This window comes from Mesorhizobium sp., assembly GCF_004962245.1.
GTDB lineage: Bacteria > Pseudomonadota > Alphaproteobacteria > Rhizobiales > Rhizobiaceae > Mesorhizobium.
In genome coordinates, this window is sequence record NZ_SUHQ01000011.1 from 132,651 (window position 1) to 155,572 (window position 22,922).

15 protein-coding genes are annotated in these 22,922 nt (G+C 64.2%); 8 read left to right on the forward strand and 7 right to left on the reverse strand.

All coding sequences use genetic code 11. The annotated features are described in order from the left end of the window. The first annotated feature begins 114 nt into the window (after positions 1-114). On the forward strand, positions 115-582 hold the full coding sequence (locus tag E5X88_RS14015; protein WP_292162121.1) for an Lrp/AsnC family transcriptional regulator: 468 nt from the start codon (positions 115-117) through the stop codon (positions 580-582). On the opposite strand, the gene E5X88_RS14020 is transcribed toward E5X88_RS14015, so the two are convergent. The 5 genes from E5X88_RS14020 to aztA form a co-directional block, all read right to left on the reverse strand. Continuing rightward, complete coding sequence (locus tag E5X88_RS14020; protein WP_292162124.1) at positions 579-917, reverse strand: TIGR01244 family sulfur transferase; 339 nt, start codon at positions 915-917, stop codon at positions 579-581. The genes E5X88_RS14015 and E5X88_RS14020 overlap by 4 nt on opposite strands. Before the next feature lie 116 nt (positions 918-1,033). Beyond that, positions 1,034-2,236: a zinc metallochaperone GTPase ZigA gene (zigA, locus tag E5X88_RS14025; protein WP_292162126.1), complete on the reverse strand. Its 1,203-nt coding sequence runs from the start codon at positions 2,234-2,236 to the stop codon at positions 1,034-1,036. Positions 2,237-2,346: 110 nt separating this feature from the next. Further along, the gene (gene aztC / locus E5X88_RS14030; RefSeq protein ID WP_292162128.1) at positions 2,347-3,288 is read right to left on the reverse strand and encodes a zinc ABC transporter substrate-binding protein AztC; all 942 of its coding nucleotides are present in this window, start codon (positions 3,286-3,288) and stop codon (positions 2,347-2,349) included. Positions 3,289-3,308: 20 nt separating this feature from the next. Continuing rightward, a complete protein-coding gene (gene aztB, locus E5X88_RS14035) occupies positions 3,309-4,184 on the reverse strand; it encodes a zinc ABC transporter permease AztB (protein WP_292162210.1) in 876 nt (291 codons plus the stop codon). After that, complete coding sequence (gene aztA, locus E5X88_RS14040) at positions 4,184-5,002, reverse strand: zinc ABC transporter ATP-binding protein AztA (RefSeq protein WP_292162129.1); 819 nt, start codon at positions 5,000-5,002, stop codon at positions 4,184-4,186. Before aztA ends, aztB begins: the two co-directional genes overlap by 1 nt. A gap of 227 nt (positions 5,003-5,229) precedes the next feature. Between aztA and E5X88_RS14045 the strand changes: the two genes are divergently transcribed. After that, positions 5,230-5,574 (forward strand): RidA family protein, encoded by a 345-nt coding sequence (locus tag E5X88_RS14045; RefSeq protein ID WP_292162131.1) that lies wholly within the window; start codon positions 5,230-5,232, stop codon positions 5,572-5,574. 240 nt (positions 5,575-5,814) lie between these two features. Here E5X88_RS14045 and hutC read toward each other — a convergent pair whose 3' ends face one another. Further along, positions 5,815-6,561: a histidine utilization repressor gene (gene hutC / locus E5X88_RS14050; protein ID WP_292162133.1), complete on the reverse strand. Its 747-nt coding sequence runs from the start codon at positions 6,559-6,561 to the stop codon at positions 5,815-5,817. Between the two features lie 36 nt (positions 6,562-6,597). Beyond that, complete coding sequence (locus E5X88_RS14055) at positions 6,598-7,953, reverse strand: formimidoylglutamate deiminase (RefSeq protein ID WP_292162135.1); 1,356 nt, start codon at positions 7,951-7,953, stop codon at positions 6,598-6,600. Positions 7,954-8,052: 99 nt separating this feature from the next. Here E5X88_RS14055 and hutI point away from each other — a divergent pair, with 99 nt between their 5' ends. The 6 genes from hutI to E5X88_RS14085 all read left to right on the forward strand — a co-directional run bounded on the left by hutI (position 8,053) and on the right by E5X88_RS14085 (position 22,827). After that, positions 8,053-9,303 (forward strand): imidazolonepropionase, encoded by a 1,251-nt coding sequence (gene hutI / locus E5X88_RS14060; RefSeq protein ID WP_292162137.1) that lies wholly within the window; start codon positions 8,053-8,055, stop codon positions 9,301-9,303. Then, entirely contained in the window at positions 9,300-10,835 is a 1,536-nt protein-coding gene (gene hutH, locus E5X88_RS14065; RefSeq protein ID WP_292162138.1) for a histidine ammonia-lyase, read from the forward strand. The genes hutI and hutH overlap by 4 nt, the downstream gene beginning before the upstream one ends. 64 nt (positions 10,836-10,899) lie before the next feature. Beyond that, the gene (gene hutG, locus E5X88_RS14070) at positions 10,900-11,718 is read left to right on the forward strand and encodes an N-formylglutamate deformylase (protein ID WP_292162140.1); all 819 of its coding nucleotides are present in this window, start codon (positions 10,900-10,902) and stop codon (positions 11,716-11,718) included. A gap of 34 nt (positions 11,719-11,752) precedes the next feature. Beyond that, positions 11,753-13,423, forward strand: a complete 1,671-nt coding sequence (gene hutU, locus E5X88_RS14075; protein ID WP_292162143.1) for a urocanate hydratase — start codon at positions 11,753-11,755, stop codon at positions 13,421-13,423. An 8-nt stretch (positions 13,424-13,431) separates the two neighbouring features. Next, complete coding sequence (locus tag E5X88_RS14080; RefSeq protein ID WP_292162212.1) at positions 13,432-14,019, forward strand: HutD family protein; 588 nt, start codon at positions 13,432-13,434, stop codon at positions 14,017-14,019. 246 nt (positions 14,020-14,265) lie between these two features. Then, positions 14,266-22,827, forward strand: a complete 8,562-nt coding sequence (locus tag E5X88_RS14085; RefSeq protein WP_292162144.1) for a glucoamylase family protein — start codon at positions 14,266-14,268, stop codon at positions 22,825-22,827. Positions 22,828-22,922 lie beyond the last annotated feature (95 nt).

Here is a 22,922-nt window from a genome sequence, read left to right on the forward strand (position 1 = left end):
CCGGGAAAGGCCATTCCAACTCAATCATAGCGCGGAGCGAGCGCATGGTGCTTGCATTCAAACGCTTGAAATGATCAGGTTATGCGTGAACTGTGCACGTATGGAGAAGAATCCATGGATGATGCGCGCGTTGATCAGTTTGACCGCAAGATAATGGCTCTGTTGCAGGGCGACGCACGGCTGACCAACAACGATCTGTCGGAACGGGTGAACCTGTCGGCATCGCAATGTTCGCGCCGTCGCCAGCGGCTGGAGGAGGACGGCTATATCAGGGGCTATCGCGCCGTGCTCGACCGCGACAAGCTCGGCTTTTCGCTGGTGAACGTCATTTCAGTGACGCTCGCCACCCACAACCGCGACAACGCGCAGCGCTTCGGCGAATTGGTGGCGCGGCTGCCGGAAGTGCAGGAGGCGCACGCGCTGACCGGCGAGATGGACTATATCCTGAAGGTAGTGACGCCCGACCTGAAATCGCTGTCGGCATTCGTCAACGGCGTGCTCCTGCCGCACGAATCCGTGCAGCATGTGAAGACGGCGATCGTGCTGGAGACGCTGAAGGAAACCGGCGCGCTGCCGATTTAAGCCTTCGACTGCTGAATCAACCCGTAAAGGTTGGTGCAGCGTGCGCCGGAACGGCAATAGGCGAAGATCGGGCCTTCGAGTTCGTCCAGAGCCTCGGCCTGGTCCTCGACATTCTCGGCCGTGATCTGGCCGCTGATGACGGGGATGTAGCGGAAGGCGAGCCCGGCGGCTTCGACCGCAGCCTTGATGCTGTCGGCCGAAGGCTGGCCGGGCTGCTCGTCATCCGGCCGGTTGCAGATGACGCTCTTGAAGCCGGCGGCCTTGATGGCGGCGACCTCTTCGGGCTGGATCTGGCCCGAGACCGAATAATCCTCGCTGATCTGACGATAGTCCATGTTCTGTCCTCGCAATCCGGTTTGGCGACAGTCTTGCCACTCCCCGACGAGGCCGGCAATCCGCGCAGAATGAAATCCCACTCGTGCAGATAGACATTTCCGGCGGAGAATCCAGCTCAAGCTTTCCAGTCTGGGAACGGGTCGGGCAATCCGCGCCAGAGTTCGGGCTCGAAGGCCGTGGCCTCGATCAGGCAGTCGTCCAGTTCGGCACGGATGCGGGCTTCGTCCATCGGCTCGCAGCCGATGAAGACCATCTCCTGGCGCCGGTCGCCCCAGACGGGATCGAGATAGCGCCGCATGCTCTCTCGCCATTCGGGATGGTCGGGCCATCGGTCCGATGGCACCGACGCCCACCACAGGCCGCGCTTTTCGGTTCTGACCAGCGCGCCGGCCTGGCTCAGCTCGCCGACGTGACGCGGTCGGGTGGCGAGCCAGAAGAAGCCCTTGGCACGCACGACGCCCGGCCATGCACGGTCGATGAAGGCCTGGAATCGGGCGGGCTCGAACGGTTTTCGTGCCCGATAGAAAAACGAGCGGATGCCATATTCCTCCGTTTCGGGGATATGGTCGCGAAATCCATTGAGCTCCTTGAACCAGAGCGGGTTCTGCTGCGCTTTGTCGAAGTCGAAGCGGCCGGTGGCGAGCACCTTGTCGAGCGGCACCTTGCCGAAATCGGCCTCGACGATCTCGGCATCGGGGTTGAGGGCACGCACGATCAGGCGCGCCATGTCGCGCTGATGCGTGCTTGCCGCGCCGATCTTGTTCAGCACCACGACGTCGGCGAATTCGATCTGCTCAACCAGAAGGTCGACCAGCGCGCGACCGTCCTGCTCGCCGAGCGACTGGCCGCGCTGGCGCAGGAAATCGGAGGAGGAATAATCCTTGAGCAGGTTGAGCGCGTCCACCACGGTCACCATCGTGTCGAGGCGGGCGACATCGGCAAGGCTGTCGCCATTCTCGTCGCGGAAGTCGAAGGTCGCGGCGACGGGCAGCGGCTCGGAAATGCCGGTGGATTCGATCAGCAGATAGTCGAAGCGGCCCTGTTCGGCGAGCGCGCGGACTTCCTTGAGCAGATCGTCGCGCAAAGTGCAGCAGATGCAGCCGTTCGACATTTCCACCAGCTTCTCGTCGGTGCGCGAAAGGTCGGCGCCGTCGCGCACCAGCTCGGCATCGATGTTGATCTCGCTCATGTCGTTGACGATGACGGCGACGCGCCGACCTTCGCGGTTCGACAATATGTGGTTCAGGAGCGTGGTCTTGCCGGCGCCGAGAAAGCCGGAGAGCACGGTGACAGGGAGGCGTTTGGGAGTCTGAAGCATGATGTATCCGAAGGTTGGCCACAGTTAATGGTTTGAGATATGTTATTACATAACAATCTATTGCCTGAAAAAGGCGGAGTCTGGCTCCGCCTTTCCCGGTGGTGGGGGCCTCAGCTTCCGAGGATCGCGCCTTTGATCTGGGCGATGTTGTTGTGCATCAAGTCGATATAGGTCGAGGCCGGGCCGTCGGGCTGCGACAGCGCGTCCGAATAGAGCGTGCCGCCCACCTTGATGCCGGTCTCGCTGGCGATCTGCTCGATCAGCCGCGCGTTGGTGATGTTTTCGATGAAGACCGCCGCCGCCTTGTCCTGCTTCACCTGGCTGACCAGCTTGGCGACATCGGCAGCGGAAGGCTCCGACTCGGTCGAGACCCCTTCGGGGGCCAGGAAGGTGAGGCCATAGGCCTTCTCGAAATAGCCAAAGGCGTCATGCGAGGTGATGACGACGCGTTTCTCTTTCGGGATCGACTGGATCGCCGCCTGCACGTCGCCCTCGAGCGCGTCAAGCTTCTCGGTGTATGCGGCGGCATTGGCCTTGTAGCTGTCACAACCCTCAGCGTCGGCCGTGCAGAAGGCGTCGGCGATGTTCTTCACATAGATCTTGGCATTGGCGACCGACTGGAAGGCATGCGGATCGGTAGCCGTCTCGCCGCCGCCGGTATCTGCGTCTTCGTGGGTGTCGGCATCGGCGAATTCGGGTTTGAAGTTGATCGGCGTGATACCCTTGGTCAGAACCGCGATCGTCGCCTTAGTGGCGCTGGCGTCGACCAGGCGCTGCAGAAAGCCCTCGAAGTGCAGGCCGTTGACCAGCACTACATCCGCACCCGCCATGGCCACCGCGTCCGCCGGGCTCGGCTCGTAGACATGGGCGTCGCCGTCCGGCCCGACGATGGTGGTCAGATCGATGCGATCGCCGCCGACATTTTTGGCGAAATCGGCAATGACCGTGAAGCTGGCGACCACTTTCAACGGCTCCGCGAAGGCCGACGACGCGCCAAAGGCGGTTAATGTTATAACGCTCACTGCCAAGGCGGCGCGGATCGATTTCAGCATGGACGGTCTCCTTGTTGGGATCAGGCGGTTCTGTGGCGGTGATGGACGATACGGGCGCGCAGGATACCGCGCGTGCCGAACAGGATCGAGGCAAAATAGACGACGCCCGCGGACAGGATGATGGCCGGGCCGGAAGGCAGCGACGCGTGATAGGACAAGAGCAGCCCCGCGACGCAGGAGGCAAAGCCGATCAGCACCGCCAGCACGCACATCGGCTCGACGCGCATGGTCCAGAAGCGGGCGGCGGCGGCAGGCAGCATCATCAGCCCGACGGAAAGCAGCGTGCCGAGCGCCTGGAAGCCGCCGACGAGGTTGAGCACGACGAGGCCGAGGAAGATGAAATGCACCGGGCTGCCCAGCCGGCTGACCGAACGCAGGAACAGCGGGTCGAGGCATTCGGCGACCAGCGCCCGCCAGAAGATGGCGAGGCTGACCAGCGTGACCAGGACGATGCCGCCGATCAGCGTCAGCGCCTCGTTGTTGAGCGCCAGCACGGTGCCGAACAGCACATGCATGAGGTCGACGCTGGAGCCGCGGATCGACACCATCAGCACGCCGATGGCCAGCGAAATCAGGTAGAAGGCCGCCATCGAGGCGTCCTCGCGCTGGATGGTGAAGCGCGAGACGGCGCCGGCGCCGAGCGCCACGATGATGCCGGCAATCAATCCGCCGATGGTCATCGGCAGGATCTCCAGCCCATAGAACAGGAAACCGGCGGCAGCACCCGGCAGGATGGCGTGGGCCATGGCGTCGCCGGAAAGGCTCATGCGCCGCAGCATCAGGAAGACGCCGACGGGGCAGGCGCCCAGCGACAGCATCAGCGACCCGACAAGCGCCCGCTGCATGAAGGCGAACTCGGCGAACGGAGCGATGAAAAGACCGTAGAGCGTCTCCATCATGCCGCCCTCGGCCCGGAGCCGTGATGATGGTCGTGCATATGGTCGTGCCCATGATCATGAGCGTGATCACCGTGCTCGTGGTTGTCGGGCTCGCACCAGGGCGCGTTCTCCTCCCAGGCTTCGTGGAAGCGGCGCGCGCGCAACAGGTTTTCCGGCCGGAGCGTTTCCTTGGTCTCGCCCCAGGCGACTGGCTGGCGCGCCAGCAGCAGCGTCTCCGGGAAGTTCTGGCGCACCAATTCCAGATCGTGGACGACAACCATGATCGTGCGTTCCTCGCCATGCCAGCGCTTGATCAGCGCGATCAGGTCGCCGACCGTCTTGGTGTCGACGGCGTTGAATGGCTCGTCGAGCAGGATGAGGTCGGCGTCCTGCAGCAGCACGCGGGCAAACAGCGTGCGCTGCAACTGGCCGCCCGACAACGTGTCGATCGGGCGCTTCTCGAAGCCGCCGAGGCCGACGGCCATCAGCGCCTGGCTGACTGACTCGCGATCTTCCCTGGTATAACGGCCGAGCAGCCCGCGCCGTGGCCACAGGCCGAGCGAAACCAGATCGACGACCCGGGCGGGAAAGGAGCGGTCGAGCTCCGATTGCTGCGGCAGATAGGCGGCGCGCACGCCGGGCGCGCGGATTACCGTGCCGGCCATCGGCTTCAACACGCCCACGATACCCTTCATCAGGGTCGACTTGCCCGAGCCGTTGGCGCCAACGACGGCGGTCAGCGATCCCCGACGGATCGTGCCGTCGAGATGATGGATCGCCGGATGGCTGTTGTAGCCCAGCGTCAGGTCGCGGAAGGTCAGGCAGGTTTGGGTCATGTGACGATCCGTGGGGCACGATCTATGCGGCTGCGGCGGCCGATTGGATATGTGATGTTATTACATTAGTCAACAAGCCAATCGGGCGGAATTGCGGCTGTCGGAGCGATTTGTCGGGTGCGTTCAGGGTTCGCGCCTGTTGGCTCAAGAGGATTCGCTCATGCAACCTTGCCCCCGGCGAACCGTGACTCTAAAGAGGCGCGACCCACAAAGGAAGGAAACGTCCCATGAGCGTTCGTCGCATCGATGTTGGCCCACGCATGAGCCAGATCGTCATCCACGGCAACACCGTCTATCTGGCTGGTCAGGTCGGTGAGCCGGGCGGAAACGTCGGCGCCCAGACAAGGGACATCCTGGCTGCCATCGACGAGTTGCTGGCCAAGGCAGGCACCGACAAGACCAAGATCCTGCAGGCGATCATCTGGCTGGCCGACATGAGCACCTTTGCCGAGATGAACGCGGAATGGGACAAGTGGGTGCCGCAGGGCCACACCCCGGCCCGTGCCACCGGTGAAGCCAAGCTTGCCGGACCGGAATATCTGGTCGAGATCATCGTTACCGCAGCGATCTGAGCTGCGCTTTACCTCCCCTCGAGGGGAGGGTCGGACCGAAGGTCCCCTTCTCCCCTTGTGGGAGAAGGTGGCCGAGCGAAGCTCGGTCGGATGAGGGGTGTTGGAAGGATCACCGCCTTCGGAAGCTAAGCAATTAAAATCATTTAATATTCTCGCGCAGCGTTTCTTCCAGCACCCCTCATCCGTCTCGGCGCTTCGCGCCGATCCACCTTCTCCCACAAGGGGAGAAGGGGCGTGGCACTAACTCTGCGAGGGCGTGAACCGCGCGACCAGCGTGTGGCTCTCGTCCGCATAGGTGAAACGGACATGGGTGACGGGATGCTCGGCGCTCCATGTCCGCCGCTCGACCACCAGGCACGGTGCGCCGGCCTCGATGTCGAGTGCCGCCGCAATGTGTTTGTCGGCGGCAAAGGCGCGGATGCGGTGCTCGGCGGCACTCCACGGCACGCGGGCGATCAGCCACGGCCCGGGCGCCATGGCATGAAATTCCTCGTCGGCGGCCTCGGTCACGGCGGCCAGATTGATCAGCCGCTGTTCGTGGGCGAACGGCCGCTTGCCGGCGAAATGCCGGCATTCCAGCGCCAGCACCGGTCCGGCGGCGGTAAGTTCCAGCAAGGCGCGATCCTCCGCGCTGCTGCGCCTTTTGTGTCGCGCCACACGCTCGTAGCGATAGGGCAGGCCAAGTGCCTCGACCTCGATCCTGATGTCGTGGATCTCCAGCACCGCAGCTTGCGACTGCGGCCGCCGGACAAAGCTGCCGGAGCGGCGGCGGCGCTCGATCAGCCCGGCCTTGGCAAGCTGCGACAGCGCCTTGTTCACCGTCATGCGTGAACATTTGTATTCAGCCGTCAGTTCGTGCTCGAACGGGATGCGGTGGCCGGGCGCCCAGGCGCCGGACAGAATCCGTTCGCTGATGTCGGACAGGATGCGCTGGTGCAGCGAGAGAGGTTCACCGACGTCCACGTCCATTGTTTCGATCATGCTCATGTCGCAATCCCGACTGGCTGTTGAGTGAGGCCCGGCTCAGCCGGCCGCAAGTTCCGTCATCACGCTGCGAAAACGCTCGGCGATGGCGTCGCGCCTTGCGTGCCTGCCGCCGCTGACCAGTTTCTTGCCATGCACCCAGACGCAATCGACGTTGGTGCCGTTGGCGAAGATCCAGGCGTCGAGCATCGCATCGCCCGTCTTGCCGGCCAGTGAGGGGTGATTGCCATCGAGCGAGACGAAATCGGCTGAGGCACCGGCGGCGATCCGCGAGGGGCCTGCGCCAAGGGCGGCACTGCCGCCGTCGAGCGCTGCATCGAACAAAGCGCGGCCGGTCGAGCCGCCGGCGACCGCCAGCACGTTGCGGGCGCGGTGGGCGAGGCGCTGCGAATATTCGAGCTGCCGCAATTCGTCCGGCAGGCCGATCAGCACGTTGGAATCGGAGCCGACACCGAAGCGGCCGCCATGTTGCTTGAACAAAGGTGCTGCAAAGGTGCCGTCGCCGAGATTGGCCTCGGTGATCGGGCAGAGCCCGGCGATTGCCCCGCTTTTCGCCATGGCCGCCGTCTCGGTCTCGGTCATGTGGGTGGCATGGATCAGGCACCAGCGCTGATCGACCTTGACGTTGGTGAGCAGCCATTCGACCGGTCGCGCCCCGGACCAGGCAAGGCAGTCCTCGACTTCCTTCACTTGCTCGGCGACATGGATGTGGATCGGTCCGTCCGGTACTATTGCCGCGATGTTCTCCAGTTCTTCCGGCGTCACCGCGCGCAGACTGTGCGGAGCGACGCCGACAATGCCTTGATTCAAGATGCGAACGGATTCGCGGCATTTCTCAACAAGCCGCGCGAACTGATTCACATCGTTGACGAGTCGCCGCTGGCCTTCGTTCGGCGCCGCGCCGCCGAAAGAGGAATGCGCATAGAACACCGGCAGCAGTGTCAGCCCAATGCCAGTATCGGCAGCCGCGGCAGCGATGCGCTCCGCCATCTCGGCGATGTTGGCGTAGGGCTGGCCGTCGCGATCGTGGTGCAAATAGTGAAATTCGCCGACGCGCGAAAAGCCTGCCTCCAGCATCTCGATATAGAGCTGGGCTGCGACCGCCTCGACCTGATCCGGCGTCATCGACAGGGCGAAGCGGTACATCACCTCGCGCCAACTCCAGAAACTGTCGGCGGAGGGGCCGCGCAGCTCGGCAAGGCCAGCCATGCCGCGCTGGAAGGCGTGGCTGTGCAGGTTTGGCATGCCTGGCAGCAGGATGGCATGGCGTTCGTCGCCGGGCTGGGATGTGGCGTCGGGTTCGGCTGTCGCAATGCGGCCTTCAGTGACGGCGATCCGGGTGTTGGAATGCCAGCCGTCGGGCAGAAGCGCCTGTTCCGCAAAGATCGCTGTCACGATTTTCTCCAAAATCCCATCTGGCAGTATGATGATAGCACTTGCGGTGCGTTTCGATATGTATATACATAATCGTCACCGATTGAAACGGAAAAGATGATGGCTGGAGAGAGCAAAGATCGGGCAGGGGAGGTTCGCATCTGGCGCAATGCACGCCTGGCGACCATGACCGAAAGCGCCGCTGGACCTGGCGTCGTCGAACACGGCGCGATCACCGCGTGCGATGGCGTGATCGTCTATGCCGGCCCGGAGGCCGACATGCCGGCGGCACTTGGTCCCACAGAATTCGGCAAAGCGGCCGAGATTGTCGACTGCGAAGGCCGCTGGATCACGCCAGGCCTGATCGACTGCCACACCCATCTGGTCCATGCCGGCGACCGCGCCAACGAATTCGAGATGCGGCTGGCCGGCGCGACCTATGAGGAGGTCACCAAGGCCGGCGGCGGCATCGTCTCGTCGGTCAAGGCACTGCGCGCTGCCAGCGAGCACGAACTGGTTGCGCAGTCGCTGTCGCGCCTCGATGCGTTGATCGCCGAAGGCCTCACCACCATCGAGATCAAATCGGGCTACGGCCTCGATCTCGAAAACGAGAAGAAATCGCTGCGTGCCGCGCGACTCTTGGGCGAACATCGTCCGGTAACAGTAAGGACGAGCTTTCTCGGCGCCCATGCCCTGCCGCCCGAAGCGAAAGGCGATAAGGACGCTTTTGTCGACCTGGTCGCAAAGGAGATTTTGCCGGCCGTCGCCGCCGATGGCTTGGCCGATGCCGTCGACGGCTTTTGCGAGGGCATCGCTTTCTCTCCAGCGCAGATTTCTCGCGTGTTCGACGCGGCGAAGGCGGCAGGCCTGCCGGTAAAACTCCACGCCGATCAATTGTCCAATCTGCACGGCGCCGAACTCGCGGCGCGCTATGGTGCGCTGTCGGCGGACCACCTCGAATACACTGACGAGGCGGGTGCGGCGGCGATGGCGAAGGCGGGAACCGTGGCAACGATCCTGCCCGGCGCCTATTATTTCATCCGCGAGACCAAGAAGCCGCCGATCGGCCTGTTTCGCCAGCACGGCGTCAGGATGGCGGTCGCTACCGACTGCAATCCCGGCACCTCGCCGCTGACCTCGCTGCTGCTGACCATGAACATGGCGGCGACTTTGTTCGGCCTGACGGTTGACGAATGCCTTGCCGGTGTCACTCGCGAGGCTGCCCGCGCGCTTGGACTGCTCGCACAGACCGGCACGCTGGAGGCCGGAAAGTCGGCCGATCTGGCGATCTGGGACATCGAGCGCCCGGCCGAGCTCGTCTATCGCATGGGCTTCAACCCGCTGCATGCCCGCATCTGGAGGGGACAATGAGCGAACTCAAACTCAAGCCGGGCAACGCAACGCTGGCCGACTGGCGCGAAATCTATCGTGGCGCCGTGCCGAAGCTGGACGCCGCCTGCCGGCCGAAGATCAAGGCCAGCGCCGAGGCGGTTGCGCGGATCGTCGCCAAGGGTGAGCCAGTCTATGGCATCAACACCGGTTTCGGCAAATTGGCCAGCGTCCGCATTCCCGCCGCCGACCTCGAGACCCTTCAGCGCAACATCGTGCTGTCGCATGCCGCCGGCGTCGGCGAGCCGATGCCGGTTGCTGTTTGCCGGCTGATGATGGCGTTGAAGCTGGCCAGCCTGGCGCAGGGCGCTTCCGGCGTGCGGCCGCAGACCATCGAGTTGCTGGAAGCGATGCTCGCCAACGACGTCATCCCGGTGGTGCCCGCGCAAGGCTCGGTCGGCGCATCCGGCGATCTCGCGCCGCTATCGCACATGACAGCGGTGATGATCGGCGTCGGCGATTGCTTTACCCCGCATGGCCGGGTTCCGGCCAAGGTCGCCTTTGTCTCGCACGGGCTGGAGCCGGTGACCCTGGGTGCCAAGGAAGGGTTGGCGCTGCTCAACGGCACGCAGTTCTCGACGGCCTACGCGTTGGCCGCCCTTTTCGACGCCGAAGTGCTCTACCAGTCGGCACTCGTCGCCGGCGCGCTGTCGACCGATGCCGCCAAAGGCTCCGACGCTCCCTTCGATCCGCGCATCCATCTGCTCAGGAAGCATCCTGGCCAGATCGAGACGGCAGAGGCGCTGCGCAATCTGATGGCCGGCAGCTCCATCCGTGAATCGCACCGGCTCGGCGACGAGCGCGTGCAGGACCCATACTGCCTGCGCTGCCAGCCGCAGGTGATGGGCGCCGCACTCAGCGTGTTGCGCCAGGCAGCCGACACACTGGGCACCGAGGCAAACGGCGTCACCGACAATCCGCTGATCTTCGCCGAGGACGACACAGCACTTTCCGGCGGTAATTTCCACGCCGAGCCGGTGGCCTTCGCCGCCGACATGATCGCGCTCGCCGTCTGCGAAATCGGCTCGCTGTCGGAACGGCGCATCGCAATGCTGGTCGACCCTGCGCTGTCGGGCATGCCGGCCTTCCTGACGCCGAAGCCCGGCTTGAATTCCGGCTTTATGATCCCGCAGGTGACGGCGGCGGCACTCGTCTCCGAAAACAAGCAGAAGGCCTATCCAGCCAGCGTCGATTCGATCCCGACCTCGGCCAACCAGGAGGACCACGTCTCGATGGCCGCGCACGGCGCGCGCAGGCTGATCGTCATGGTCGAGAATGCGACGGCCGTCATCGGCATCGAATTGCTGGCCGCCGCGCAAGGCTGCGACTTCCATGCGCCGCTGGCGTCGAGCGCCGCACTCGAGGCTGTGCGCCGGCTGGTCAGAGCGGAAGTGCCGCATCTCGACAACGACCGGCATTTCCACCCCGACATGGAAAAGGCCATCGCCATGGTGCGCAGCGGCGCGGCGGTGAGGGCGGCGGGCGCGGTGGCGCTGCCGGGGATTGCGTCATGAGACAACTCCCCATGAAAGGCCTCGATCCTTCGCGCCGTAGAACGCCAGCGCAGGGAGATCTCTCATGACCTCGCCCTCCTGGCTCACCATTACCCAAGGCACGGCACCCTTGCTGGTCTCGATCCCGCACACAGGCATCGATCTTGCCGGCCTCGAAAACCGGCTGGTTTCGCCCTGGCTCGGCCGCCGCGACGCCGACTGGTGGATCGACAAGCTCTATGATTTCGCCGAAAGCCTCGGCGCGACGATCGTGCATACGGCGATTTCGCGCACCGTCATCGATGTCAATCGCGACCCGTCCGGCGCCTCGCTCTATCCCGGCCAGGCGACGACCGGTCTCTGCCCAACCGAGACCTTCGATGGCGATCCGCTCTATCGCGAGGGCGAAGAGCCGGGGCCGTCGGAGATCGACGAACGGCGCGAAAAATTCTTTGTGCCCTATCATGCCGCCTTGCAGGCCGAGATCGACAGGCTGCGCGCCTTGCACCAGAAGATCGTCGTCTATGACTGCCATTCGATCCGCTCGGTGCTGCCGCGCCTGTTCGAGGGCATGCTGCCGGTGTTCAACCTCGGCACCAATGACGGCAAAAGCGCCGATCCGGCCTTGCAGGCAATGGTCGGCCAGATCCTCGCCGAGACCGGCGAGAGTTTTGTTATCAACGGTCGCTTCAAGGGCGGATGGATCACCCGCAATTTCGGCCAGCCGCAAAACGGCGTCCATGCGCTGCAGATGGAGCTGTCCAACCGCGGCTATATGCGCGAGCCCGAAGGCAAGGGTGCGCCGGACAATTGGCCGGTGCCCTACGATGCCGATTTTGCGGCGCCGATCCGCGTCACGCTGAAGAATATCCTCGAAAGCGCGATTGCCTGGGCTGAAGGCTGACGCGCCGCCGCCATTCGAAAGGGACAGTGACACCATGACCGATCCTCGTCATAACATTCGCGAAGTCCGCAGCCCGCGCGGCAGCGAGCTCAACGCCCGCACATGGCTGACCGAAGCGCCGTTGCGCATGCTGATGAACAATCTCGATCCCGACGTGGCCGAAAATCCCAACGAACTGGTCGTCTATGGCGGCATCGGCCGGGCGGCGCGCACCTGGAACGATTTCGACCGCATCGTCGCCTCTCTGAAGACGCTTGGAGACGATGAGACGCTCCTGGTGCAGTCCGGCAAGCCGGTCGGCGTGTTTCGAACGCACGCCGATGCGCCGCGCGTGCTGATCGCCAATTCCAACCTCGTGCCGCACTGGGCGACGTGGGAGAAATTCAACGAGCTCGATAAAAAGGGCCTGATGATGTACGGCCAGATGACGGCCGGCTCGTGGATCTACATCGGCACGCAAGGCATCGTGCAGGGCACCTACGAGACGTTCGTCGAGGCCGGTCGTCAGCATTATGGCGGCGATCTCAGGGGCAAATGGATCCTGACCGGCGGCCTCGGCGGCATGGGCGGCGCCCAGCCGCTGGCTGCGGTCATGGCCGGCGCCTGCTGCCTGGCGATCGAATGCGATCCCGACCGCATCGATTTCAGGCTGCGCACCCGCTATGTCGACGAACGCGCCGACACGCTCGACGAGGCGCTGGAAAAGATCGAGCGCTGGACCAGGGCCGGCGAGGCGAAATCGGTCGGCCTGGTCGGCAACACCGCCGACATCGTGCCGGAACTGGTGCGGCGTGGCGTGCGCCCCGACTTGGTCACCGACCAGACGTCGGCGCATGATCCGCTCAACGGCTATCTGCCCAAGGGCTGGTCGCTCGCCGAATGGCGCGAGAAGCGCACCAGCGACCCGAAGGCGGTCGAGAAGGCGGCGCGCGCGTCGATGCGCGAACATGTCGAGGCGATGGTGGCGTTCTGGAACGCCGGCGTGCCGACGCTCGACTACGGCAACAACATCCGACAGGTGGCGAAGGAGGAAGGGTTCGAGAACGCCTTTGCCTTCCCGGGTTTCGTGCCGGCCTATATACGACCGCTGTTTTGCCGCGGCATCGGCCCGTTCCGCTGGGCAGCCCTCTCAGGTGATCCCGAGGACATCTACAAGACCGACGCCAAGGTGCGCGAACTGACGCCCGGCAACACCCACCTGCACAACTGGCTCGATATGGCCCGCGAGCGCATCGCCTTTCAGGGTCTGCCGGCACGCATCTGCTGGGTCGGCCTAGGCGACCGCCACAGGCTCGGCCTCGCCTTCAACGAGATGGTGGCGAAGGGCGAGCTCAAGGCGCCGGTGGTCATCGGCCGCGATCATCTCGATTCCGGCTCGGTCGCCTCGCCGAACCGAGAGACGGAATCGATGAAGGATGGCTCGGACGCCGTGTCGGACTGGCCGTTGCTCAACGCGCTGCTCAACACCGCCTCTGGCGCAACCTGGGTGTCGCTGCATCATGGTGGCGGCGTCGGCATGGGCTTTTCGCAGCATGCCGGCATGGTCATCGTCGCCGACGGCACACGCGAAGCGGCCAAACGCCTGGAGCGGGTGCTTTGGAACGACCCGGCAACCGGCGTCATGCGCCACGCCGATGCCGGCTATGACATAGCCATCAACTGCGCCAGGGAGCACCAGCTCAACCTGCCCGGCATCCTCGGCTGAGCCACATGTTGCGCATTCTTCGGGCAGCCGAATACCGGTCGATGCCGTGGAAGAACGGCGGCGGGCTGACGACGGAAATCGCCGTCTCGCCGGCAGATGCCGGGCTCGACGATTTCGACTGGCGCGTCTCGATGGCGCGCGTCGACGGCGGCGGGCCTTTCTCCGGTTTTGCCGGAGTGGACCGAACATTGGCCGTGCTGGAAGGCGAGGGGGTTGTCCTTGACATCGCCGGCCGCCCGGCGGCTACGGTGACCAGGTCTTCCGCCCCGCTCTCCTTTCCGGCCGATGTGCCGACGCAGGCGGCGCTGATCGCCGGCCCGATCACCGATCTCAACGTCATGACGCGGCGCGGACGGATGACCCACGCTGTCGAGCGCGTGGTGATTTCGGCTCCGACAGACATCCGGTCGGCGGCCGATGCGACCCTCATCCTGTGTCTTGACGGGGAGATCGCGGTGGCCGGCGCGGCGCCTGTCCGCATCGGACCGCGCGACACGCTGTTGCTCGGGCCGGACGTCGTGAAGCTGCGCCTGGAGCCTGCCCGGACGGCGTCGCTGTTCGTGATCCGCATCGATCGCGTTGCTGCAAACGATTAACGCCTGTTTCGAAACATGATCGCGACACCGGCAAAATATGCCGTAAGCTCAAGCTCGCATCACGAAAAAGCCCGAATCCTTCCGTCGATCAAGGCCCGACGGGAGCAAGGGGGCGTTCGTCTGGAAGTTGTGGTGCGAAAACAGACTTTCGGCCCATGTTTCGATGCAACCAATTGCATTTGAATCGGTTTTAGGGACATTGCCGTGGCGGTGACGCCGCTATGCGTCCCCCATACGGAATTTTCAATGAATATCCAGACAAATCCCACCCAAATGGAAAAGACGAGCGCGAGCTTCCCGGCCATCACGGAAGAGCCGATACGCTCCAATTTCCTGCCGGAAGAGCGCCTGCGCACGCTGGGTACAAGCCTCGCCCAGGGCGACGTCAGGGATCTGTTCGGCCTGGAGCCGTTCGATTTCCAGCCACGCATCCGCGACAGCGCAAGGAAGATCCTCGAAGTCTACCGCTCGACCAACGCCGCGCAGGCGAGAGGCGAGACGATCACCCCGGCGGCGCAATGGCTGCTCGACAACAACTATCTGGTCGAGGAAACCATCTTTCAAGTCAAGCGCGACCTGCCGCGCCGTTTCTACCGGCAGTTGCCGACCCTGAAATTGTCTGACGGCGCCAGCGTGCCGCGCGCGCTTGCGCTGGCCTGGACCCATGTCGCGCATTCGGACAGTTCCGTCTCGGCGGCCATGTTCAAGGCGATCGTCGAAGGCTTTCAGGCCGTTGAGCCGCTGAAGATCGGCGAACTCTGGGCGCTGCCGTCGCTGCTGCGCTTCGTTCTGATCGAAAATCTTCGCCGGATCGCGGTCCGGGTCAATCGCACCCGGCAGATGCGCCAGATTGCCAACGAAGTTGCCGACCGCGTGCTGGCGATCGACGACAGCGCCGACCGTCAGGCGATCCTGTCGAACTACGTCCCTCATGCCCAGGACACCACCTTTGCCACCCAATTGCTCTATCGGCTGCGCGACGGGTCGCAAAATGCCGGCAGGGCGCTGGAATGGCTGGAGAACGAGCTTGAAAAGTCCGGCTCCGATGCCGAGGAAATCATCATCAGCGAGCATCGCACGCTGTCCGGCGGCAATGTGACCACTGGCAACATCATCCGCGGCCTCAGACTCATCAACGATATCGACTGGACGGTTTGGTTCGAAGGTGTCAGCCGCATCGACACCTTGCTGCGCGAGCGCACCGACTTCGCCACGCTCGATTTCTTCTCGCGCGACCAGTATCGGACCGCGATCGAGGCATTGGCGCGCCGCTCCGACCGCTCCGAATTCCGCGTCGCCGAAAAGGCCATCGAACTCGCCGGCCACGCCGCTGTCACCGATACCACCGGCACCGGTCCGACCGATCACACCGACGTCGGGTTCTTTCTGGTCGGCCCGCGCCGGCTGGAGCTGGAAAGGGCGATCGGCTATCGGCCGACCGTCAGCGTCACGATCAAACGGGCGTTCCGCAAGACCGGATGGCTGGGCATTGTCGTGCCGGTGTTCGCGCTGACGGTCCTGCTTCTGCTCCTCTCCGGCAACGCCCTTGCCAGTCTCGGCCTGTCCGTGCCGTCGATCGTCTTGATGCTTGCGCTGTTTGCCGTGCCGGCCAGCGAGGGCGCGCTTGCCTTCTTCAACACCGTCGTATCGTTGTTCCTGAAGCCGACGCGCCTCGTCGGCTACGACTACAGACGCGGCATGCCGCCCGAGGCGCGCACCCTGGTGGTGGTGCCGTCGCTGATCGGCTCGCGCGACGACGTCGAGGAGAACATCCGCAACATCGAAGTGCATCACCTGGCCAACACGGCGGACGAAATCCATTTCGCTCTGCTTTCGGACTGGCCGGACAGCAAAACCGAAATCGATGCGGCGGATATTGAGATCCTCCAATATGCCCGCGACGAGATCGCGCGGCTGAACGCCCGCTATCCCAGCGAAGGCGCGTCGCGTTTCTACGTCCTGCACCGCCGGCGGCTCTACAATGAATCCCAGGGCGCCTGGATGGGCTGGGAACGCAAGCGCGGCAAGCTGCACGAACTGAATCTTCTGCTGCGCGGCGACAGCGACACCACCTTCCTGCCGCTGGATGTGCCGTTGCCGGAAAACGTCGTCCATGTGATGACGCTGGACGCCGACACGCGCACCACCCGCGATGCCGTTGCCGCGTTGGTCGGCAAGCTTTGCCATCCGCTCAACCGCCCGCATTTCGATGCGGCAAAGCGCCTTGTCACCGCCGGCTACACCATCCTGCAGCCGCGCATCACCGCCTCGCTGACCAGCGGCGACGAGGCATCCTTCTTCCAGCGGGTCTTTTCCGCCAATCGCGGCCTCGATCCTTACGTCTTTGCCGTCTCGGATATTTATCAGGACGTCTTCGGTGACGGCTCCTTCACCGGCAAGGGCCTCTATCATGTCGACGCCTTCGAAGCGGCGCTGAAGGGCCGCATCGAGGAAAACACCATCCTCAGCCACGATCTGCTCGAAGGCGCTCTGGCACGCGCGGCGCTGGTCACGGACGTCGAACTGGTCGAGGATTATCCGACCCGCTATTCGGTCGACGCATCGCGCCACCATCGCTGGGCGCGCGGCGACTGGCAGCTTCTGGGCTTCCTTCTCGATCCGCGCTCCGGCGTGCCGGCGCTGTCGCGCTGGAAGATGGTCGACAATCTGCGCCGCTCGCTGACGCCGATCTTCTGGGTGATGGCGGCGATCGCCGGCTGGACGCTGCTGCCCTTCACGCAGGCCGCGCAATGGCAGGCGCTGCTGATCCTCACACTGTTCATGGCGCCGACGTTCGACATCGTCCACGCCATCCTCCCGAAAAGCGGCGACCAGACGCCGCGCGGCCATTTCTCGGCGCTGGCGCGCGACGTTGTCTTCGGCACCGCCCTGGTGGCGCTGAAGATCGTGCTGATGGCGCACCTCGCCTGGATGATGGGCGATGCCATCATCCGTACGCTCTACCGCTTGTTCGTCAGTCGGCAGAATCTGCTCGAATGGCGCACTGCCTCGCAGGCGCACAAGAATGGCGACAACGATCTCGGCTCCTATTACGGCATGATGTATGGCGCGGTGATTGTCGGCGTCGTCGGCCTCGCCATCCCGGTTCTGGCCGATTCCACCGGAGCCTTCGTCGCCTTCTTCTTCGCGCTGTTCTGGATCGGCTCGCCGGCCTTCGCCTTCTGGATCAGCCGCTCGGCCGAAACCGAGGACCGCTTGCGCATATCGGCGGCCGACATCCATGCGCTACGCACGGTCGCGCGGCGCACATGGCATTATTTCGAGACCTTCGTGACGGCCGAGCACTACAATCTGCCGCCCGACAATTTCCAGGAAAGTCCGGCGCCTGTCGTGGCGCCCCGCACCTCGCCGACCAATATCGGCGTCTATCTCCTGTCGGTGATTTCGGCGCGCGATTTCGGCTGGATCAGCCTGTCCGAGGCCACCACCCGCATCGACGCCACGATGTCGACCATCGAAAGCATGCCGCGTGACCGCGGCCATCTCTTCAACTGGTATGACACCACGACGCTGAAACCGCTCTATCCGCTCTATATTTCCGCCGTCGACAGCGGCAATCTCGCCGGCCATCTGGTGGCGGTGGCGGCAGCCTGCGCCGAATGGGCGGAAGCGCCTGCGGTCCACCTGCAGGGCGATTTCGAGGGCATCCTCGATACGGTGACGATCCTCGACGAAAGCCTGGCGGAGTTGCCTGACGACCGCCGCCAATTGCGGCCTTTGCGCCAACGGCTCGCCGATCGCCTCGACGGCATGCGCCGGGCGGTCGAATCGATCAAGGCACAGCCCGAGATGGCGTCGATCCGCACCATCAACCTGGCCGTTCTGGCCGGCGAGATTCGCAAGCTCGCAACCGCCATCCATACCGAGGCCGCATCGACACAGAGCGACATCATCGCCGACTGGGCGGCGAGACTGGAAGCCACCTGCGAGGCGCATGTCCAAGACGCGCATAGCGACGACAATGCCGTCGAAGCCTTGCGGGCCAAGCTTCTGTCGTTGCGTGAGCGCACGCGCCGCTTCGCCTTCGAGATGGATTTTTCCTTCCTTATGCGGAAGGAACGCAAGCTCCTGTCGATCGGCTACCGGGTCGAGGAGCATCAGCTCGACGAAAGCTGCTACGACCTCCTGGCTTCCGAGGCGCGGCTGACCAGCCTGTTCGCCATCGCGAAGGGCGATCTTCCGACGGAGCACTGGTTCCACCTCGGGCGGCCGATCGTTGAGATCGGTTTCCAGGGCGCGCTGATGTCCTGGTCCGGCTCGATGTTCGAGTATCTGATGCCGCCGCTGGTGATGAAGGAGCCGCAGGGCAGCATCCTTAACCAGACCAGCAAGCTCATCATCAAGCGCCAGATCCAGTACGGCCGCTCGAAGAACGTGCCCTGGGGAATATCGGAAGCCGCCTACAACGCTCGCGACCGCGAACTGACCTACCAGTACACCAATTTCGGCGTGCCCGGGTTGGGTCTGAAGCGAGGTCTTGGCCAGAACACTGTGATTGCGCCTTACGCGACCGTGCTGGCGGCCCAGTTCACCCCGCGTGAATCGGTGCAGAACCTGGCCAGGCTGAGGCAGATCGGCGCCCTTGGCCGGCACGGCTTTTACGATGCAGTCGATTTCACACCGCAACGCGTGCCGGACGGCACCGACCATGTCGTCGTGCTGAACTACATGGCCCACCATTCCGGCATGTCGATCGCCGCCGTTGCCGACGCCATCTTCGAAGGACGCCTGCGCGATCGTTTCCACAGCGATCCGGTGATCGAGTCGGCCGAGTTGCTGCTACAGGAAAGAGCGCCGCGCGACATCCCCACCGCCACCGTCAGGACCGAGGCCGACGAACGGTCGAAGGACGAAACGGAAGTCGAGAGCCCCGATACGCGCATCGTGCTCGACCCGCTCAGGGCGCTGCGTTCGACCAGCGTCATGTCCAATGGCCGCTACTCGGTCATGGTCACCGCGACCGGCTCCGGCTATAGCCGCTGGGGCGAGCTTGCCGTCACGCGCTGGCAGCCGGACCCGACCGAGGATCGGCTTGGCTCCTACATCTTCCTGCGCGATGCCGGCACCGGCGACTGGTGGTCGGCCACCGCCGAGCCCAGGCGTGCCCCCGACGAAGTGGTGCAGACGCTGTTCTCCGACGACAAGGCGAGCTTCGTCAAATCGGTGGGAACACTGCGTTCGGAGGTCGAATGCATCGTCATCTCGGAGGGGAACGGCGAAGGCAGGCGGGTGACGCTCTACAATGACGGCGCGGTCGACCGGCATATCGAAGTGACCTCCTTTGCCGAACTGGTGCTGGGCTCCGACGTATCCGACAACGCGCATCCGGCCTTCTCGAAAATGTTCGTGGAAACCGAAATCGCTGCGAATAACGCGGCGATCTTCGCCACGAGGCGCAAGCGGGAAACGAACGAGCCTGACGTCACCATGGTGCACTTCGTCACCGATCCGTCCGGGTCGGCGCGCGACGCCGGGGCCGAGACCGACCGGCGCGCCTTCATCGGCCGCGGCCGCACCATTGCCGAGGCCGCCGCCTTCGATCCCGGCGCCAAGCTTGGCGGCCATTCCGGCTTCACGCTGGATCCGGTTGCGGCACTTCGCCGGCAGGTGCGCGTGCCGGCGAACAAGAAGATCTCGCTGACCTTCTGGACTGCCGTCGGCGCCAACCGTGCCGAACTCGAAGAAGCCGTTGCGCGGCTCGATCATCCGGAAGCCTTCGCCCGCCAGGCGATGCTCGCCTGGACCCGCTCGCAGGTGCAGACCCGTCATCTCGGCCTCAGCCTGACCGACGCCGCCAATGTGCAGAAGCTGGCGCGCTATTTGATCTATCCCGATCCGTTCCTGCGCCTTCCGGCCGAATCGATCGCCTCCGGGCTCGGTAAGCAGTCCGGCCTGTGGCCGACCAGCATATCCGGCGACTTTCCGATTTTCCTGGTCAGGATCGGCGATGTCGCCGACCTCGAAATCGTCGCCCAGGCGCTCCGCTTCCAGGAATACATGCGCGCCCGCGGCATGATGATCGACTTTGTCGTCGTCAACGAGCAGGCTTCATCCTACGTGCAGGATCTGCAACGGGCGGTCGAGACGCTGTGCGAAAACAGCCGCCTGCGCGGCAAGGAGCTCGGACCCCGCCAGCACATCTTCGCGGTGCGCCGCGACCTGATGGACGAGACGACCTATAAGACGCTGCTTGCCGTGGCCCGCGTCGTCCTGCACACGCGCAACGGTACCATCTTCGATCAGATCGAGCGCGCCGAGGCCGCTGCGCTGCAAGCGCGGGACGCCCTGCAGCCGGCGGGTGCCGCAGGGCTTCGCGAACCGTCTTCACCAGCACCACAGACATGGGCTGCCCAGGCCTCGCTCGAAGGCAGTGCCGACGGCAGCGGGCTCAACCAGTGGAACGGTTTTGGCGGCTTCGAGGGTGACGGACGCCACTATGTCGTGCGTCTTGCTGGCCGGCGCACGACGCCGCAACCCTGGATCAACGTCGTCTCCAACGCCTCGTTCGGTTTCCATGTTTCGGCTGAAGGCGCTGCCTTCACCTGGAGCCGGAACAGCCGCGACTATCAACTGACGCCGTGGGCGAACGACCCGGTCACCAACCGGCCCGGCGAGGGCATCTATATTTACGATCATGCCAGCGGCCGGGCGTTCTCGCCGATGGCGGCAGTGGTGCGCGATCCAGCCATGACCTACGAAACATGGCACGGGCAGGGTTTTTCGACCTTCCGTTCGAAGCGCGGGCCGCTGTCGATGGACCTTACCCATGTGGTGGATCCGGTCGATCCGGTGAAAATCTCCCGATTGCGCATCCAGAATTCGGGTTCGGTGCCGGCGCGCCTGCGCATCTATGCCTATGCGGAGTGGGTTCTTGGCAGCCATCGTTCGCGCACGGCGGCGACGATCGTTCCGTCCAGGGATGCCGCGACGGGTGCGTTGCTGGCGCAAAATCCCTATGGGCTCGATTTCAGCGAGCGGATCGCCTTCCTGGCGGCCGACGACACCGCACAGTCGGTGACGACCGACCGCGGCGAGTTCATCGGCCGGCACGGCACCAGCGAACTTCCGCAGGCCGTGCTCAGCGGCGCCAGCCTGTCGGGCCGCGTCGAGGCCGGCGACGATCCCTGTGCTGCAATCGCACGCGACATCGAGATCCCTGCCGGCGGCGACGTGACGTTGCTCTGGCTGCTCGGCGATGCAGCCTCCGCCGAGGAAGCCAGCGCCCTGGTGCAGCAGCATCGCAGCAAGGATTTCGATCAGCGGCTGGCTGACAACGAGCGCACGTGGCGAGGGTTCCTCGACACCATCCAGGTCGAGACTCCGGACAAGGCGCTCGACGCCATGGTCAACCACTGGCTGCCCTATCAGAGCCTTGCCTGCCGCATCCGCGCCCGCTCCGCCTTTTACCAGGCGAGCGGCGCCTTCGGCTTCCGCGATCAGTTGCAGGACACGCTGGCTCTGCTTGCTCATGATCCGAAACTGGCGCGCGACCAGATCCTCAACGCGGCGCGGCGGCAATTCCCCGAAGGCGACGTGCAGCACTGGTGGCTGCCGCGCACCGAGGCAGGCGTCCGCACCATGATTTCCGACGATGTGGTCTGGCTCGCCCATGCCACGGCCCACTACTTGCTGGTGACCGGCGACACCGCGATCCTCAGGGAACAACTGCCCTTCATCGAAGGGCAGGCACTAGAAGAAGGCGAGCATGACGCCTTCTTCACCCCGGAGGTCTCGAAGAAGGCCGCCTCGCTCTACGATCATTGCGCACGCGCGCTCGACCTTGCCGTCAAGCGCAGCAGCCCCGCCGGGCTGCCGCTGATCCTCGGTGGCGACTGGAACGACGGCATGAACCGTGTCGGCGAGCACGGCAAGGGCGAGAGCGTCTGGCTGGGCTGGTTCCTGCTGAAGACGTTGGGCGACTTTGCAGCTGTCGCCAAGGCGGAAGGCGATACCAAGCGCGCGCAAGCCTGGACGAAACACGCCGACGCGCTGAAGCGGGCGCTGGAAAGCACGGCCTGGGATGGTGAATGGTATCGTCGCGGCAGCTTCGATGACGGCACGCCGCTGGGGTCGCGCGGTTCGCAGGAGTGCAAGATCGACTCGATTGCCCAGTCATGGAGCGTTCTGTCGGGCGAGGGCGATCCGGCGCGGTCGACCACGGCGATGCAGCAGGCGATGAAAATGCTCGTCGACGACGAGCTCAAGATCGTCAAGCTTTTCACCCCGCCCTTCTCCAGGACGGAACTGAACCCGGGCTACATCAAGAGCTACCCGCCGGGTGTCCGTGAAAACGGCGGCCAGTACACCCATGCAGCGACATGGTTCGTCATCGCGCTTGCCGAAATGGGACGCACCGACGACGCCTATCGCTGTTTCTCGATGCTCAACCCGGTCAACCACGCGCTCGATGAGGCCGCTGCCGAGACCTACCGCGTCGAGCCCTATGTCGTCGCGGCCGACGTCTATGCCGGCCAAGGCAAGGGCGGCCGCGGCGGCTGGACCTGGTATACCGGCTCGGCCGGCTGGCTTTATCGCGCGGCGGTCGAAGGCATCCTCGGCATTGAGCGCAGGGGAGAGCGCATCCAGTTCAGGCCGAAACTCCCCAGCCATTGGGACGGTTATGCGGCAACGCTCAAGGTGCTGGGGGCCGAGCTCAGGGTTCGCGTCATCCGCGACACCAAGGCCAAAGCCATCTCGCTTGAGGTAAATGGCAAGAAGACGAAGGTTCCGTCTTTCGAACCGAAAGCCGGCGAAAAGTCTGAAGTGGTCGTCAGGATACCGGCGTAGTTTCAAGGATTTGGAGCGTCTTTGCGCGTCTTGAGGACGTGCGTTGTTTAAGGGTGCTCTACCAATTCTATTGCGCATGAGTTTTCCGAAAAGCC